Consider the following 15140-nt stretch of genomic DNA (forward strand, 5'->3'; position numbering starts at 1 on the left):
ACGAGCCTACGGGGTCCGCGGGCGCGGGCGACGCCCGGGGCGCCCGGTACGCCCGGTGTCAGCCACCGGCGCGGTCCGCCGCGGGCGCGTGCTCTGCGGTCGTCCGCACGTCGACCTCTCGCCAGAAGCCCGCCCTGATCGCGTACCGGTCGTGCTCGTCGATCTGGTCGTCCTTGTGCGCGAGCAGGCCGAATCGTGCCGCGTAGCGCAGCAGCTCGCCGTCGATGCGGTGCGGGATGCGCGGGTACATCGTCGACAGCTTCTGGAGGTTGTGCTGTTCCGGGAGCCGCGCCATCCAGCGGCGCGCGAACACCTGTCCGACCTCGTAGGGGTCGCCGCCGACGGTGGTGATGTCCTCCTCGCGGTCCGCCCAGCGCTGCTCGGCGGTGGTCAGCTGGGCGAGGGTGGGCAGCGCGGCGGCCTCGCCGCTCTCGGCGGCGCCGCCCGGACGCTCGACCCAGCCCTTGTCGGAGGACCAGCGCAGCGTCGCGTTCGTGGGGTGCTGCGCGGCCTGGGTGCCGGGGCCGCGCAGGGCGGCCAGGTCCTTGGGGGTGGGGACGCCCTTGCCCGCGGGCATGCGGTGCTCGTCGGCCTGCCTGCCGTTCGCCGCGGGTTCGGCGTGCCGGTCGGAGGTCTCCTCCTCGGCGCGCTGCGCGGCGGCGGCGAGCGCGGACTCGGGCAGCGGCGCCGAGAGGATCGCGGCGATCTCGGGGCGCGGCACGGGCGGCGGCGCGCAGCTGCCGGTGAGCTCCTTGGGGCGTACGGCCTTGGTGATCCAGGCCCGGTCGAGCACGCGCCGCTCGTCGGCCTCGGCGACCAGGTCCTCCGACTGGTTGTAGTCGCCGTCGGCGGCCTGCACGGCCCACAGGTGGACGGCGACGCCGTGCTCCTTGGCGGCCATCATTCCGGGCAGCAGGTCGCCGTCGCCGGTGACGAGCACGACGTCGGAGCAGGCGCGGTTGCGGGCCAGCTCGGTCAGCTCGGCGTGCATCGCGGCGTCGACGCCCTTCTGGGCCCACCGTCCGTCGCTGCGGGTCAGGGCGCCGAGCCGGACCGTCACGCGGGGCATCACGCGCAGCCGCCGGTGCTCGGGCTGCGGGACCCGGTCGGGGGCGCCGTCGAACCAGTAGATGCGCAGCAGGGGGCGCTCGGTGTCCGCTTCCGCGCGCTCGCGAAGGCCCTGGATGAGGGCGGTGTGGTCGACGGTGATCGTGGACCTGGAGGGTTCGCCCGCGAGGAGACTCGCGGCGGCACCCAGCAGATACCCGGCGTCCACCAGGACGATGCAGCGATCCACGCGGTCCACCCTCTTTCCCTGCCCGGAGGTCTCTGGACGTTCCCTCGAAGTCCCACGAAGACACCCTGTAAGGACAACGAATCAGGGGTGCGGGTCCGCGGCGGGTTCCCTTCGAGTCTGCCCGACCCGGCGGAGGTTAACGGCCGGAACTCGATCTTCGGCGTGGCGCATCCGCGGATCGCCCGCCCACAGCCCTTATTACGCACGGTAATTCTCTGAAATGCGCTCTTTGTCGCCATATGTGAATCTGAACGCGTCCTGGCCCCCAGATCCCCTTCAGGAGGAAGATCACCATGGCCAAGAACAAGAACCGCAAGCAGGGCGGCGAACAGAACCGCGCCTCGCAGGCCGAGCAGGCGCAGGAGCAGGCCAAGACGTCCGCCACCGAAGCCCAGTCGCCGATGCAGGCCCAGGCTCAGGGCAGCCCTGCCGATGTTGCCCGTAAGCACCAGCGTCGCTTCGGTCACAACTGACACACATCCAGGCACACATGAGGGGCGCACCCGATCCGGGTGCGCCCCTCATGCCGTGGAGAACGGGGTCCGTGCGGCGGGTCAGCCCGCCAGGCAGGACGGGCCGAGCAGCACCTTCAGGTCGCCGAAGAGCGCCGGGTCCGGCTTCACGCGGTGCCGGTCGAGGCGGAGCACGGTGGTCTTCTGGGCCCCCTGGAGCTTGATCCGCACCTCGCTGTTGCCCCGGTGGTGGCTGAGCACCTCACCGAGCCGGTGGACCATCGGCGGGCTCACCTTGACGGTCGGGATGGTGATGATCACGGGCGCGTTGGTGCCCGCGTTCGACAGGTCGGGGACCTGGAGCTCCATCGCGACGAGCCGCGGCACGTCCTCGCGCTTGTCGAGGCGCCCCTTGACGAAGACCACCGCGTCCTCGACGAGTTGGGTCGACACCAGCTGGTACGTCGCAGGGAAGAACATGCACTCGATGGAGCCCGCGAGGTCCTCGACGGTGGCGATGGCCCAGGCGTTGCCCTGCTTGGTCATCTTGCGCTGGAGGCCGGAGATGATGCCGCCGATGGTGACGACGGAGCCGTCGGAGAAGTCGCCGCCGGTGAGCTGTCCGATGCCGGCGTCCGCCTTGTCGGAGAGCACGTGCTCCAGGCCGAAGAGCGGGTGGTCGGAGACGTACAGACCGAGCATCTCGCGCTCCTGGGCGAGCAGGTACGTCTTCTCCCACTCGTCCTCGGAGAACTCCACGTCGAGACCGAAGCCGGGCTCGTCGCCGCCGGACTCCTCGCCCATGCCTCCGAAGAGGTCGAACTGGCCCTCGGCCTCCTTGCGCTTGACCGCGACCACGTTGTCGATCATCGGCTCGTACTGCGCGGTCAGGCCCTTGCGGGTGTGGCCCATGGTGTCGAAGGCGCCCGCCTTGATGAGCGATTCGGTGGTGCGCTTGTTGCAGGCGGCCGCCTCGACCTTGTCCAGGTAGTCGGGGAAGGAGGTGAACTTCCCCTTCGCCTTCCGCGAGCGGATGATCGACTCCACCACGTTCGTACCGACGTTCCTGACGGCCTCCAGGCCGAAGAGAATCACGTCGTCGCCCTGCGCGGCGAAGTTGTGGACGGACTCGTTCACGTTCGGCGGGAGCACCTTGATGCCCATGCGGCGGCACTCGTTGAGGTAGACGGCCGACTTGTCCTTGTCGTCCTTCACCGAGGTGAGGAGCGCGGCCATGTACTCGGCCGGGTAGTTCGCCTTCAGGTAGGCGGTCCAGTAGGTGACCAGGCCGTACGCGGAGGAGTGGGCCTTGTTGAACGCGTAGCCGGCGAACGGGACCAGGACGTCCCACAGGGCCTGGATGGCCTCGTCGGAGTAGCCGTTCTTCCGGGCGCCCGCCTGGAAGAGGACGAAGTTCTTCTCCAGCTCCTCGGGCTTCTTCTTGCCCATCACGCGGCGCAGGATGTCGGCTTCGCCGAGGCTGTAGCCCGCGACGATCTGGGCGGCCTTCTGCACCTGCTCCTGGTACACGATGAGGCCGTAGGTAAGGCCGAGCGTCTCCTTCAGGGGCTCTTCGAGCTCCGGGTGGATCGGCGTGATCTCCTGGCGGCCGTTCTTCCGCTCGGCGTAGTTCGTGTGCGAGTTCATGCCCATCGGGCCCGGCCGGTAGAGGGCCGAGACGGCGGAAATGTCCTCGAAGTTGTCGGGCTGCATCTGGCGGAGCAGCGAGCGCATCGGGCCGCCGTCGAACTGGAAGACGCCGAGCGTGTCACCGCGGCAGAGCAGTTCGAAGGTCTTCGGGTCGTCGAGCGGGAGGGAGAGCATCTCCAGGTCGATGCCCTTGTTGGCCCGCACCATCTTGACGGCGTCGTCCATGATGGTGAGGTTGCGCAGGCCCAGGAAGTCCATCTTGAGCAGGCCGAGCGACTCGCACTGGGGGTAGTCCCACTGCGTGATCGTCACGCCGTCGGTGTGCCTGGTCCAGAGCGGGGCGTGGTCGACGATCGGCTCGCTGGACATGATCACGCCGGCCGCGTGCACACCCATCTGCCGGACCAGGCCCTCCACACCCTTGGCGGTGTCGATGACCTTCTTCACGTCCGGCTCGTTCTCGTACATCCCCCGGATCTCGCCCGCCTCGCTGTAGCGCGGGTGCTTGGGGTTGGTGATGCCGTCGAGGTCGATGCCCTTGCCGAGGACGTCGGCGGGCATCGCCTTGGTGAGGCGATCGCCCATCGCGTACGGATATCCGAGCACGCGCGCGGAGTCCTTGATGGCGTTCTTCGCCTTGATCTTTCCGTACGTGCCGATCATGGCGACCTTGTCGGCGCCGTACTTCTCCGTCACGTACCTGATCACCTCGACGCGCCTGCGCTCGTCGAAGTCGATGTCGACATCGGGCATGGAGACGCGCTCGGGGTTGAGGAACCGCTCGAAGATCAGGCCGTGCGTGATCGGGTCGAGGTCGGTGATGCCCATGGCGTACGCGACGATCGATCCTGCCGCGGAGCCTCGGCCGGGGCCGACCGCGATGCCGTTGTTCTTGGCCCACATGATGAAGTCGGCGACCACGAGGAAGTACCCGGGGAACCCCATCTGGATGATGATGTCCATCTCGTACTCGGCCTGCTTCTGCCGGTCGTCCGGGACACCGTCCGGGTAGCGGCGCGCCATGCCGCGGCGGACCTCCTCCTGGAACCAGGTGACCTCGGTGAAGCCCTCCGGGATGTCGAACTTCGGCATCAGGTCGCGCTTCTCGAACATCCCGGTGGTGTCGATCTGCTCGGCCACCAGGAGCGTGTTGCGGCAGCCCTCCTGCCAGGCGTCGGAGGAGTCGATGGCGTACATCTCGTCCGTCGACTTCAGGTAGTAACCGGTGCCGTCGAAGCGGAAGCGGTCCGGGTCCGAGAGGTTCTTGCCGGTCTGGATGCACAGCAGGGCGTCGTGCGCGGTCGACTCGTGCGCGTACGTGTAGTGCGAGTCGTTCGTCACCAGCGGCGGGATGCCGAGCTTCTTGCCGATCTCCAGGAGGCCGTCGCGGACCCGGCGCTCGATCTCGATGCCGTGGTCCATCAGCTCCAGGAAGTACCGGTCCTTGCCGAAGATCTCCTGGTACTCGGCGGCCGCCTTCAGCGCCTCGTCGAACTGGCCGAGGCGCAGCCGCGTCTGGAGCTCACCCGACGGGCACCCGGTGGACGCGATCAGCCCCTCGGACCACTGGGAGATCGTCTCCTTGTCCATGCGCGGCCACTTCTGGAGCCAGCCCTCCGCATAGGCGTCCGAGGAGAGCCGGAAGAGGTTGTGCAGACCGGTCTTGTTCGCCGCCCAGATCGTTTTGTGGGTGTAACCACCCGAACCGGACACGTCGTCGCGCTTCTGGTGCGGCTGGCCCCACTGGATCTTCCGCTTGTTCCTGCGCGACTCCGGCGCCACGTACGCCTCGATGCCGATGATCGGCGTCACGCCCGCCTTCTGCGCCGAATGGAAGAAGTCGTACGCCCCGTGGAGGTTGCCGTGGTCGGACATCGCGATGTGCGTCATGCCCATCTCGTTGCACGCGTTGAACATGTCCTTCAGCCGCGCGGCACCGTCGAGCAGCGAGTACTGAGTGTGCACGTGCAGGTGCGTGAAGGGCGGCTTGGTCACGGCGGGAGGCCTCCGGAGAACGGTCGGTAACAGGCTGCGGGCAGTCTGGGGGGACAGCGGGGAAGTCTAATCCGCGGCAGTGACAGCCGGCGGGCACTCGGGGGTACGGTCGAGCGTTGGAAGGGGCGGAACATCCGTCCCGAGGGGGGCGGAACAGCTGCCCCACGGGGCGGCGCGTCCGCCCCCATGTCACGCACCACCCCGCACCAGGAGGCACCCAGCGATGTCGGTCCCGCAGCCCACTGCTGAGCAGCGCGGCGAGCAGATCCTCGCCGTCTTCGACACCGCGTTCGGCGAGCTGCTCGCCGCGGACCCCGCCGCGTTCCGGGTGAAGTTCCGGAAGATGGCCTCCTCCGCCTTCGCGTTCTACCGCGGCACGGCCTGCCTGTTCTACGCCGACCTGGAGCGCGAGCAGCACGGCGGGCCCTACCTGGACGACCGCACGGGCCGGGTGTGGATCCACGGCGACCTGCACGCGGAGAACTTCGGCACGTACATGGACTCCCAGGGCCGCCTGATCTTCAACGTGAACGACTTCGACGAGGCGTACGTCGGCCCCTTCACCTGGGACCTGAAGCGCTTCGCCGCCTCCGTGGCCCTCATCGGCTACACGAAGGCGCTCAGCGACGAGCAGATCACCGGCCTGGTGCGGGTCTACGCCGCGGCGTACCGCGAGCGGATCCACGACCTTGCGACGGGCGCCAAGAGTGACGAGGTGCCGCCCTTCACGCTGGACACCGCCCAGGGCGCCCTCCTGGACGCGCTGCGCGACGCCCGCTCGCTGACCCGCTTCGGGCTGCTCGACTCGATGACGGAGATCCGTGACTTCGAGCGCCGCTTCGCGCCGGGCGGCGGCTCCATCGAGCTCGACGCGGCCACGCGGTACAAGGTGCTCGCCGCCTTCGACGGCTATCTGGAGACGCTTCCGGAGTCCTCGCTCACCCGCCCCGACTCGTACCGCGTGAAGGACGTCGTCGGCCGCCGCGGCATCGGCATCGGCTCCGCGGGCCTGCCCTCGTACAACATCCTCCTGGAGGGCAACAGCGACGCCCTGGAGAACGACGTCGTGATCTACCTCAAGCAGGCGCAGACCCCCGCGGTCTCCCGCCACATCACGGACCCGGCGGTCCGCGGCTACTTCCAGCACGAGGGGCACCGCACCGTCATCTCGCAGCGCGCCCTCCAGGCGCACGCCGACCCGTGGCTGGGCTGGACCGAGCTGGACGGCGCAGGACAGCTCGTCGCCGAGGTGTCGCCGTACGCGGTGGACCTGGACTGGTCGGACATCGACGACCTGGAGGAGATCTCCTCGGTCGTCGCCGACCTGGGCCGCGCCACGGCCACGATGCACGCGGCGGCGGACGACGAGAGCGGGCACTCGGACCTGGTGCCGTTCTCCACGGAGCGCGCCATAGACGCCGCCATCGCGGCCGACGAGGGCGGCTTCGCGGACCTGCTCGTGGACTTCGCGCACAGCTACGGCGCACGCGCACGCGGCGACCATCAGATCTTCGTCGACCTGTTCCGCAACGGCCGGATCCCGGGTCTGTAGGCCTCCGACCACCGAGGGAGGCACACAGCGACCCTTTATGGGCCTCCCACAGGAACACATGGCACACTCCTCCGCGATGGACATATCCGGGACCCAGCTCAGAGCCGTGCGCGCGGCGCTCTTCACGGCACTCGTCGTGACGCTCTCCGCCGCGTCGCACGTGCTGCTGTCCCGGGTCCCCCTGCCGCTGACCACCGTCGCGGCGATCGCCGCCCCCGTCTTCCTCATCGCGTACGCGACGGCGGGGCGCGAGCGCGGCTTCGGGCGGATCGCGTCCCTGCTGATCCCTCTCGAACTGGCCGCCGACACGGTGTTCACCGCGGGCCAGCACGTCTGTTACGGCGAGGCGGGCGGTCCCGTCGCGGGCCCGCTGCGCTCCGTCGGCTTCGACGTGCTGTGCGGCGGGGCGCCCGTCGGGTCCCCGCTGGCCCGCATGACCGCCGAGGGGCACGGCCCCGCCGCGCTGCTCGCCGACGTGGATCCGGCCGCCGCCTGGCTGCTGCTCGGGGCGCACGTCGGCGTGGGCCTCCTCGCGGCGGCCTGGCTGCGGCGCGGCGAGCGGGCCCTGGCCCAGCTCCTGCGTGCGGTCGCCGCCGCGACCTTCCGGCCGCTGCTGATCGCGGTCGCCGCGGTCACCACCTGCCGCGTGCCCGTACGCCGCCTGCCGCGCCCCGTGCGCCGGGTGCGGGCGGCGCGCACGCGGCTGCTCGTGCACTTCGTGGGGCGGCGTGGACCGCCTTGCTCGGCCGTCCTCGCCTGAGCACAGCACCCCACGCGGTTCACCCACACGGAGAAAAAGATCATGAGCAAGCGCAACAGCCAGGCCGCCAAGTCCGCCGCCCGCGAGCGCATCCGCGCCCAGCAGGAGGCCGAGCGCAAGCGGGAGAAGCGGAAGCGCGCCGCCATCGTCGGCGTCTCGATCGTCGGCGTCCTCGCGATCGCCGGCGGCGTCGGCTACGCCGTCATGCAGTCGAACAAGCCCGGCTACTGGGAAGAGGCCAAGGACAAGAAGCTCGTCAAGCCCGCGAACACCACCGGTGCGAACGGCACGACGGTCGTCCTCGGCAAGGACTCGGCGAAGAAGACCCTCAAGGTCTACGAGGACCCGCGCTGCCCGATCTGCGCGAGCTTCGAGCAAACGGTCGGCCCGACCGTCGAGAAGGACGTCAAGGACGGCAAGTACAAGATCCAGTTCATCGGCGCCACCTTCCTCGACCGGACCATCCCGGGCGAGGGCTCCAGGAACGCCCTCAGCGCGATGGGCGCGGCCCTGAACGTCAGCGAGGACGCGTTCCTCGAGTACAAGAAGGTCCTCTTCTCGGCGAAGATCCACCCGGCCGAGCAGGACGACAAGTTCAAGAACGACTCGTACCTCATCGACGCCGCCGACCAGGTGCCCGAGCTCAAGAAGAGCGCCGCCTTCAAGAAGGCCGTCAAGGCGGGGACCTACGACCGGTGGGCCCTGGAGATGTCGAAGACGTTCGACGACAACAAGGACGGCGTCGAGGGCACGCCCTCCTTCGTCATGGACGGCAAGCAGCTGACCGCGCCCGGCTCGAAGAACGCCCCCAGCACGGTCGAGGACTACAAGACCGCGATCGACAAGGCGCTCAAGGGCTGACGCGAGACCTACGCGAGTAAAGGGCGGGCGAACTCCCGGAGTTCGCCCGCCTTCGCGGTCCCCGCTGAGTAGGGTGATCGCCCGTGACCAGTCGAAACGATCTTCAGCCGTCGCTCAACTCCTCGGCCCCGAGCCGCCGTACCGTCGTCAAGGCCGCGGCCGCCGGCGCCGCGCTCGCCGCACCGCTCGCCTCCATACCCGCGCACGCCGCCGAGAGACCCGCCTTCCACCACGGAGTCGCCTCCGGAGACCCGCTGCCCGACGGCGTCCTGCTGTGGACCCGCGTGACCCCCGCACCGGACGCCGTGCCGGGCTCCGGCAAGGGCCCCGACACGGAGGTGAGTTGGGAGATCGCCGAGGACAAGGGCTTCACCCGGGTCGTGGCGCACGGCAGCACCACCGCGCGGGCCGCCTCCGACCACACGGTCAAGGCAGATGTAAGGGGCTTGCTCCCGGCGACCACGTATTACTTCCGCTTCTCCGTAGGAGACGTCCACTCCCCCGTGGGGCGTACCCGCACCACCCCCGCGCACGACGCCACCGCCCCCGGCATCCGCTTCGGCGTGGTCTCCTGCGCCAACTGGGAGGCGGGCCACTTCTCCGCCTACCGCCACCTCGCGGCCCGCACCGAGCTCGACGCGGTCCTCCACCTCGGGGACTACATCTACGAGTACAAGAGCGGCGAGTACCCGTCCGCCGAGGACGTCGTACGACCGCACGAGCCGAGGCACGAGATACAGACGCTCGCCGACTACCGCACCCGGCACGGCGTCCACAAGACAGACCCCGACGCGCAGGCGATGCACGCGGCGCACCCGGTCATCGCGATCTGGGACGACCACGAGTTCGCCGACAACGCCTGGTCGGGCGGGGCGGTGAACCACACTCCCGGCGGCGAGGGCGGCTGGGCGGAGCGCGTGGCGGCGGCCAAGCAGGCGTACTTCGAGTGGATGCCCGTGCGCCCCTCCACGGAGGGCACCGTCTACCGCCGCGTCCGCTTCGGCAGGCTCGCCGATCTGCACCTGCTCGACCTGCGGTCCTTCCGCTCCGAGCAGGCGGGCTTCGGCAGCGGCGAGGTCGACGACCCGGACCGCACGCTCACCGGCCGCGCCCAGCTCGACTGGCTGAAGTCGGGCCTCGCCTCCTCGGACGCGGCCTGGAAGCTGGTCGGCACCTCGGTGATGATCTCGCCGGTCGCCTTCGGCTCGCTGCCGGCTCATCTTCTGGAGCCGCTGGCGGAGTTGCTCGGCCTGCCCAAGGAGGGCCTGGCCATCAACGCCGACCAGTGGGACGGCTACACGGACGACCGCAAGGAGCTCATATCCCACCTGCGCGACCGGAAGATCCGGAACACCGTCTTCCTGACCGGTGACATCCACATGGCCTGGGCGAACGACGTACCGGTCAGGGCGGCCACGTACCCGCTCTCACCGTCGGCCGCCACGGAGTTCGTGGTCACCTCGGTGAGCTCCGACAACATCGACGACATGCTGAACGTCGCGCCGCACACGGTCTCCCTCGTGGCCGCGGGCGCCCTCAAGGCCGCCAACCGCCATGTGAAGTGGCTCGACATGGACTCGCACGGCTACGGAGTCCTCGACGTCACCGCCGAGCGCTCCCAGATGGACTACTACGTCGTCTCGGACCGCACCGACCCCGCGGCGACCTCGTCCTGGGCCCGTTCGTACCGCACGCTCAGCGGCACGCAGAAGGTGGAGCGGGTGCACGCGCCGGTGAACTGACCCCGATGTACTAGAGCGTCTCCAGGAAGCCCAGCGCCGTGCGCCACGTCGCCTCCGTGGCCTCGGCGTCGTAGTCGTCGAGGTCCGGGTCGGTGTAGAGGTGCCCGGCGCCCGCGTAGCGGTAGACCTCCACGTCGGCCCCGGCCCTGCCCATCCGCAGGTACCAGGCGCTCAGCCAGTCGTCGGACTCGAACGGGTCGGGTTCGGCGACGTGCAGCTGCACGGGCAGCTCGTCCACGGACGCGTTCTCCGCGATGTCGGACGTGCCGTGCAGGAGCAGCAGACCGCGCGCCTTCTCGTCGCCGAGGGCGAGGGTCTGCGCGGTCGCGGCGCCGAGCGAGAAGCCGGCGTACACGAGCCCGCGCTCCGAATAGGGCGCGGCGGCGAGGATCGCCCGCTTCAGGATCTCGTCCTTGCCGAGCTCGCTCTGAAAGGCCCTGCCTTCCTCGACGCTGTCGAAGACGCGGCCCTCGAAGAGGTCGGGGGTCCACACCTCGTGCCCCGCGGCACGCAGCCGGTCGGCCGCCGCGTGCACCGCGGGCCGCAGGCCGTACGTCGAATGGAAAAGCACGATGTTCATGAAGCCATCGTGCCATCCCCCCAGGGCCCCCTCCCCTCCGAGCCACCCCGTGCCCCTACTCTCGGAGGCATGGAGAACGTACTGCGCCCGTTGATCGTGATCGGCGGCTCGGTCGTGCTCACAGTGGTGGTCGGCTGGCTGGTCGACTTCGCTATGCGCCGGGCCGACGAACGGCACCACGAGACCCCGCTGTGGGGTCTGCTGCGCCGCTGCCGCGTCCCCTTCCACGTCGTCCTGTGCGCCGCCCTGCTGAGAGGGACCTACGACCACGCCGAGCTCGCCCGCGACCACTCGGCGGCCATCGGCCGGATCCTGTCCCTCGTGCTCATCGGCTCCACGGCCTGGCTGGTGGTGCGGATCGCCGCGGCGATAGTGGAGTCCACGTACGCGCGGTACGCGGCGGTCCACCGCGACCCGGCCCGCGTCCGCAGGGTCCGTACGCAGGTGACGCTCATCCAGCGGGTGGTCACCGCGATCGTCGCCGTGGTGGCCACCGCCGCGATGCTGCTGACCTTCCCCGCCATGCAGGCCGCGGGCACCTCGCTGCTGGCCTCGGCCGGCATCCTCGGCATCGTCGCCGGTGTCGCCGCCCAGTCCACCCTCGGCAACCTCTTCGCGGGCCTGCAGATCGCCTTCGGCGACATGGTGCGCATCGGCGACACCGTCGTGGTGGAGGGCGAGTGGGGCACCGTGGAGGAGATCACCCTGACGTTCCTCGCGGTCCGCACCTGGGACGAGCGCCGGATCACCATGCCCGTGTCGTACTTCACGTCGAGGCCCTTCGAGAACTGGTCGCGCGGCGGTGCGCAGATGACCGGCACGGTCTTCTTCCACCTGGACCACTCGGCGCCGGTCCACAAGATGCGCGAGAAGCTCCAGGACATCCTGCGGGACTGCGCGGCGTGGGACGGCCGGGACTGGGGGCTCGCGGTCACGGACACGACGCCGAGCACCATGCAGGTCCGCGCCCTGGTCACCGCGAAGGACGCCGACGACATCTGGACCGTGCGGGTCACGGTGCGCGAACAGCTCGTCCAGTGGCTCACCGAGCACCATCCGTACGCGCTGCCCCGGGTCAACACGGCCTCCGCGGAGCCGAGCCCGAACGGCCACCGCCCGCTGCACCTGGCGCCGAAGCAGCCGCGCACCGGCCGCGGCTGAACCCCGAAGGCGGGCGCTCAGCGCAGGCTGCGCACGTCGAGGTGGTGCAGGACCCGGTCGACGACCTCGGGGTCGGCGCCGGGTTCGCTGCGCGCGGCGAGCACTTCGTGGCGGGCGGCCGACATCATCTCGCGCTGGATGCGCTGGACGGCCTTCAGGCGGTCGACGCGCTTGGCGTACCGCTCGCGCCGCTCGTCGTCGAGCAGGTCGGGGCTGATCCTGGTGCCGATGTCGAGGGCGCCCCGCTGGAGCCGCTCGCTGACGTCGTCGGGGAGCTCCTCGACCTCCTGGATCTCCTTGAGGCGGCGCTTGGCGGCCTTGGCGGCGCGGAGGGCGAGCTCGCGCTCCAGCTCGCGCTCCGCGTCGGCGTCGGCGCGCACCCCGAGCTTCCGCACCAGCCAGGGCAGGGTGAGCCCCTGCACGACGAGGGTCGCCATGATGACGCAGAACGCGATGAAGATGATCTCGTCGCGGGCCGGGAACGGGGTCCCGTCGTCCGTCTTGAGCGGAATGGCGAGCGCCAGCGCGACGGAGGCCACGCCCCGCATCCCCGACCACCACATGACGACGGTCTCGCGCCAGGTGGTCGGGATCTCCTCGTCGACGTCGCGCCGCTTGTGCAGCCGCTTGGCCAGCCAGGTCGCGGGCAGCAGCCAGAGCAGGCGTACGCCGACGACGACGGCGACGATGGCCGCGCCCCAGCCGAACATGTGCCACTCGCGGTCGTTCGCGATGCCGAAGACGTTGTGCAGTTCGAGGCCGATGAGTCCGAAGGCGATGCCGGTGACCAGGGTGTCGACGATCTGCCAGAAGGTCTGTCCGGTGATGCGCCCGAGCACGTCGTCGGCGTCGACGGCGTTCTCGGCGAGGTAGAGCGCGGTGGTGAGGACGGCGAGCACGCCGGAGCCGAGCAGCTCCTCGGCGAGCACGTAGCTGACGAACGGCACGAGGAGCGTCAGGCCGGTCTGCAGGGTGGCGTCACCGAGCAGCCCCATGAGCTTGTTGGTGAGCCAGCCGAGCACGAGGCCGACGGCGATGGCGACCACGGCCGAAAGGACCAGGAGTCCCACGGCCGACGGCCAGGAGAAGGTGCCGCTCACCGCCGCCGCGATCGCCACGTGGTAGAGCACGATCGCCGTGACGTCGTTGAAGAGCCCCTCGCCCTCCAGGATCGACACGAGCCGGCGCGGCAGCCCGAGCGACCCGGCGACCGCGGTCGCGGCGACGGGGTCGGGCGGCGCGACGAGCGCCCCGAGCGCCACGGCCGCCGCGACCGGCAGCCCCGGTACGACGGAGTTGGCCATCGCGGCGACCGCCGCCGTCGTCACGAACACGAGGGCGACGGCGAGCAGGAAGATGGGCCGGATGTTGGCCGTGAACTGCCGCCAGGACGTGCGCTGCACGGAGGCGTAGAGCAGCGGCGGGAGCACCAGCGGAAGGATGTAGTCCGGCGGGATCTCGACGTTGGGCACGAACGGCAGCAGGGCCATGCCGATGCCCACGAGCGTCATCAGGACGGGCGCCGGCAGCCCGAGCCGGTCCCCCAGGGGCACGGTGAGCACGGCGCCGAGCAGCAGGATGAGCACCAGTGCCAGTTGATCCACGGGTGTGTCCTCCGGCGGTCGAGGCTTGGACGATCAAGACCTCAACCCTGCCACGCTACTCGCCCAGCGACTTGCGCATCGCTCGGTGCGGGATGCCCGCGTCGGGGAACTCCGGCCCGTACGCCTCGTACCCCAGGCGTTCGTAGAAACCCAGGGCGTGCGTCTGCGCGTGCAGGTCGACCGCTGTCAGGCCACGCGCGCGTGCCGCGCCCTCGATGGCCGCGACCAGGGCGGCTCCCACGCCGAGTCCGCGCGCGGACCGCGTCACCGCGAGCCGGCCGAGGGCGCCCACTCCGGCGTCGCCGCCGTTCTTCGCCGCCGCGGCGGCCCCGGTCAGGAGCCGGCCCGTGCCCAGCGGAACGCCGTCCTCGCCCACGGCAAGGACGTGCACCGCCCCGGCGTCGTACGCGTCGTACTCGAGCTCCTCGGGCACCCGCTGCTCGGCCACGAAGACGTCCTTGCGGACCGCGAAACAGGCCTCCAGGTCGTCCGTGTCCCGGGCGACCCGGACGGTCACCTTCGCAGCGGTCACGAGCTCTCCGCGCGCACCCGGTCGAGCGCCAGCTGGAGGTCGTCGGGGTAGCCGCTCTCGTACTCGACCCACTGGCCGTCGCCCGGGTGCTCGAAGCCGAGCCGGACCGCGTGCAGCCACTGGCGCGTGAGGCCGAGGCGCTTGCCGAGCGTCGGGTCCGCGCCGTACGTCAGGTCGCCCACGCACGGGTGCCGGTGGGCCGACATGTGCACGCGGATCTGGTGGGTGCGGCCCGTCTCCAGCTTGATGTCGAGCAGGGAGGCCGCGCGGAACGCCTCGATGAGGTCGTAGTGCGTCACGGAGGGCTTGCCCTCGGCCGTGACCGCCCACTTGTAGTCGTGGTTCGGGTGGCGGCCGATGGGGGCGTCGATGGTGCCGCTCATCGGGTCGGGGTGGCCCTGCACCAGCGCGTTGTACCGCTTGTCGACCGTGCGCTCCTTGAACTGGCGCTTCAGCGACGTGTACGCACGCTCCGACTTGGCGACCACCATCAGGCCGGACGTGCCGACGTCGAGACGGTGCACGATGCCCTGGCGCTCGGCGGCGCCGGAGGTGGAGATGCGGTACCCGGCCGCCGCGAGGCCGCCGATCACCGTCGTCCCGGTCCAGCCCGGGCTCGGGTGCGCGGCCACGCCGACCGGCTTGACGATCACGACGATGTCGTCGTCGTCATGCACGATCTCCATGCCCTCGACGGGCTCGGCGACGACCTGCACCGGAGCGGGTGCCTGCGGCATCTCCACTTCCAGCCAGGCGCCGCCGTGCACCCGCTCGGACTTGCCGACCACCGAGCCGTCGACCGAGACCTTCCCCGCCGCGGCGAGCTCGGCGGCCTTCGTACGGGAGAACCCGAACATGCGCGAGATGGCGGCGTCGACGCGCTCGCCCTCAAGGCCGTCCGGCACGGGCAGGGTACGGATCTCGGGAATCGTGCTCACCCATTGAGTATGCAGG

The 15140-nt window shown here is 70.3% G+C and carries 12 protein-coding genes; 6 read left to right on the forward strand and 6 right to left on the reverse strand.

Annotation, left to right across the window (positions count from 1 at the left end; genetic code table 11):
• Positions 1-58 precede the first annotated feature (58 nt).
• Positions 59-1297 (reverse strand): NYN domain-containing protein, encoded by a 1239-nt coding sequence (locus tag ACI2L3_RS19190; protein WP_404753528.1) that lies wholly within the window; start codon positions 1295-1297, stop codon positions 59-61.
• A gap of 293 nt (positions 1298-1590) precedes the next feature.
• On the opposite strand from ACI2L3_RS19190, the gene ACI2L3_RS19195 reads away from it, so the two are divergent.
• Positions 1591-1770 (forward strand): hypothetical protein, encoded by a 180-nt coding sequence (locus ACI2L3_RS19195; protein ID WP_404753529.1) that lies wholly within the window; start codon positions 1591-1593, stop codon positions 1768-1770.
• Between the two features lie 81 nt (positions 1771-1851).
• On the opposite strand, the gene dnaE is transcribed toward ACI2L3_RS19195, so the two are convergent.
• Positions 1852-5394, reverse strand: a complete 3543-nt coding sequence (gene dnaE, locus ACI2L3_RS19200) for a DNA polymerase III subunit alpha (RefSeq protein WP_404753530.1) — start codon at positions 5392-5394, stop codon at positions 1852-1854.
• Positions 5395-5617: 223 nt separating this feature from the next.
• Between dnaE and ACI2L3_RS19205 the strand changes: the two genes are divergently transcribed.
• The 4 genes from ACI2L3_RS19205 to ACI2L3_RS19220 all read left to right on the forward strand — a co-directional run bounded on the left by ACI2L3_RS19205 (position 5618) and on the right by ACI2L3_RS19220 (position 10309).
• Positions 5618-6946: a DUF2252 domain-containing protein gene (locus tag ACI2L3_RS19205; RefSeq protein ID WP_404753531.1), complete on the forward strand. Its 1329-nt coding sequence runs from the start codon at positions 5618-5620 to the stop codon at positions 6944-6946.
• 76 nt (positions 6947-7022) lie between these two features.
• Positions 7023-7706, forward strand: a complete 684-nt coding sequence (locus tag ACI2L3_RS19210) for a hypothetical protein (protein WP_404753695.1) — start codon at positions 7023-7025, stop codon at positions 7704-7706.
• Between the two features lie 42 nt (positions 7707-7748).
• Positions 7749-8567, forward strand: coding sequence for a thioredoxin domain-containing protein (locus tag ACI2L3_RS19215; protein WP_404753532.1), 819 nt, complete (start codon positions 7749-7751; stop codon positions 8565-8567).
• Positions 8568-8650: 83 nt separating this feature from the next.
• Positions 8651-10309 (forward strand): alkaline phosphatase D family protein, encoded by a 1659-nt coding sequence (locus tag ACI2L3_RS19220; RefSeq protein ID WP_404753533.1) that lies wholly within the window; start codon positions 8651-8653, stop codon positions 10307-10309.
• A 10-nt stretch (positions 10310-10319) separates the two neighbouring features.
• Here ACI2L3_RS19220 and ACI2L3_RS19225 read toward each other — a convergent pair whose 3' ends face one another.
• On the reverse strand, positions 10320-10889 hold the full coding sequence (locus ACI2L3_RS19225) for a dienelactone hydrolase family protein (RefSeq protein WP_404753534.1): 570 nt from the start codon (positions 10887-10889) through the stop codon (positions 10320-10322).
• A 69-nt stretch (positions 10890-10958) separates the two neighbouring features.
• Here ACI2L3_RS19225 and ACI2L3_RS19230 point away from each other — a divergent pair, with 69 nt between their 5' ends.
• The gene (locus tag ACI2L3_RS19230; protein WP_404753535.1) at positions 10959-12050 is read left to right on the forward strand and encodes a mechanosensitive ion channel family protein; all 1092 of its coding nucleotides are present in this window, start codon (positions 10959-10961) and stop codon (positions 12048-12050) included.
• Positions 12051-12067: 17 nt separating this feature from the next.
• On the opposite strand, the gene ACI2L3_RS19235 is transcribed toward ACI2L3_RS19230, so the two are convergent.
• The 3 genes from ACI2L3_RS19235 to ACI2L3_RS19245 are packed head-to-tail and all read right to left on the reverse strand — an operon-like array spanning position 12068 to position 15124.
• Positions 12068-13654, reverse strand: a complete 1587-nt coding sequence (locus ACI2L3_RS19235) for a Na+/H+ antiporter (RefSeq protein ID WP_404753536.1) — start codon at positions 13652-13654, stop codon at positions 12068-12070.
• 55 nt (positions 13655-13709) lie between these two features.
• On the reverse strand, positions 13710-14186 hold the full coding sequence (locus ACI2L3_RS19240; RefSeq protein WP_404753537.1) for a GNAT family N-acetyltransferase: 477 nt from the start codon (positions 14184-14186) through the stop codon (positions 13710-13712).
• Positions 14183-15124 (reverse strand): RluA family pseudouridine synthase, encoded by a 942-nt coding sequence (locus ACI2L3_RS19245; protein WP_404753538.1) that lies wholly within the window; start codon positions 15122-15124, stop codon positions 14183-14185. The genes ACI2L3_RS19240 and ACI2L3_RS19245 overlap by 4 nt, the downstream gene beginning before the upstream one ends.
• Positions 15125-15140: the final 16 nt, after the last annotated feature.

The sequence above is a fragment of the Streptomyces sp. NPDC029674 genome, from assembly GCF_044903205.1.
Taxonomy (GTDB): domain Bacteria; phylum Actinomycetota; class Actinomycetes; order Streptomycetales; family Streptomycetaceae; genus Streptomyces.

Coding starts and splice junctions, on each gene's coding strand:
- ACI2L3_RS19210 (WP_404753695.1), top strand. CDS start 7,023: ATGGACATATCCGGGACCCAGCTCAGAGCCGTGCGCGCGGCGCTCTTC.
- ACI2L3_RS19230 (WP_404753535.1), top strand. CDS start 10,959: ATGGAGAACGTACTGCGCCCGTTGATCGTGATCGGCGGCTCGGTCGTG.
- ACI2L3_RS19225 (WP_404753534.1), bottom strand. CDS start 10,889: ATGAACATCGTGCTTTTCCATTCGACGTACGGCCTGCGGCCCGCGGTG.
- ACI2L3_RS19195 (WP_404753529.1), top strand. CDS start 1,591: ATGGCCAAGAACAAGAACCGCAAGCAGGGCGGCGAACAGAACCGCGCC.
- ACI2L3_RS19215 (WP_404753532.1), top strand. CDS start 7,749: ATGAGCAAGCGCAACAGCCAGGCCGCCAAGTCCGCCGCCCGCGAGCGC.
- ACI2L3_RS19205 (WP_404753531.1), top strand. CDS start 5,618: ATGTCGGTCCCGCAGCCCACTGCTGAGCAGCGCGGCGAGCAGATCCTC.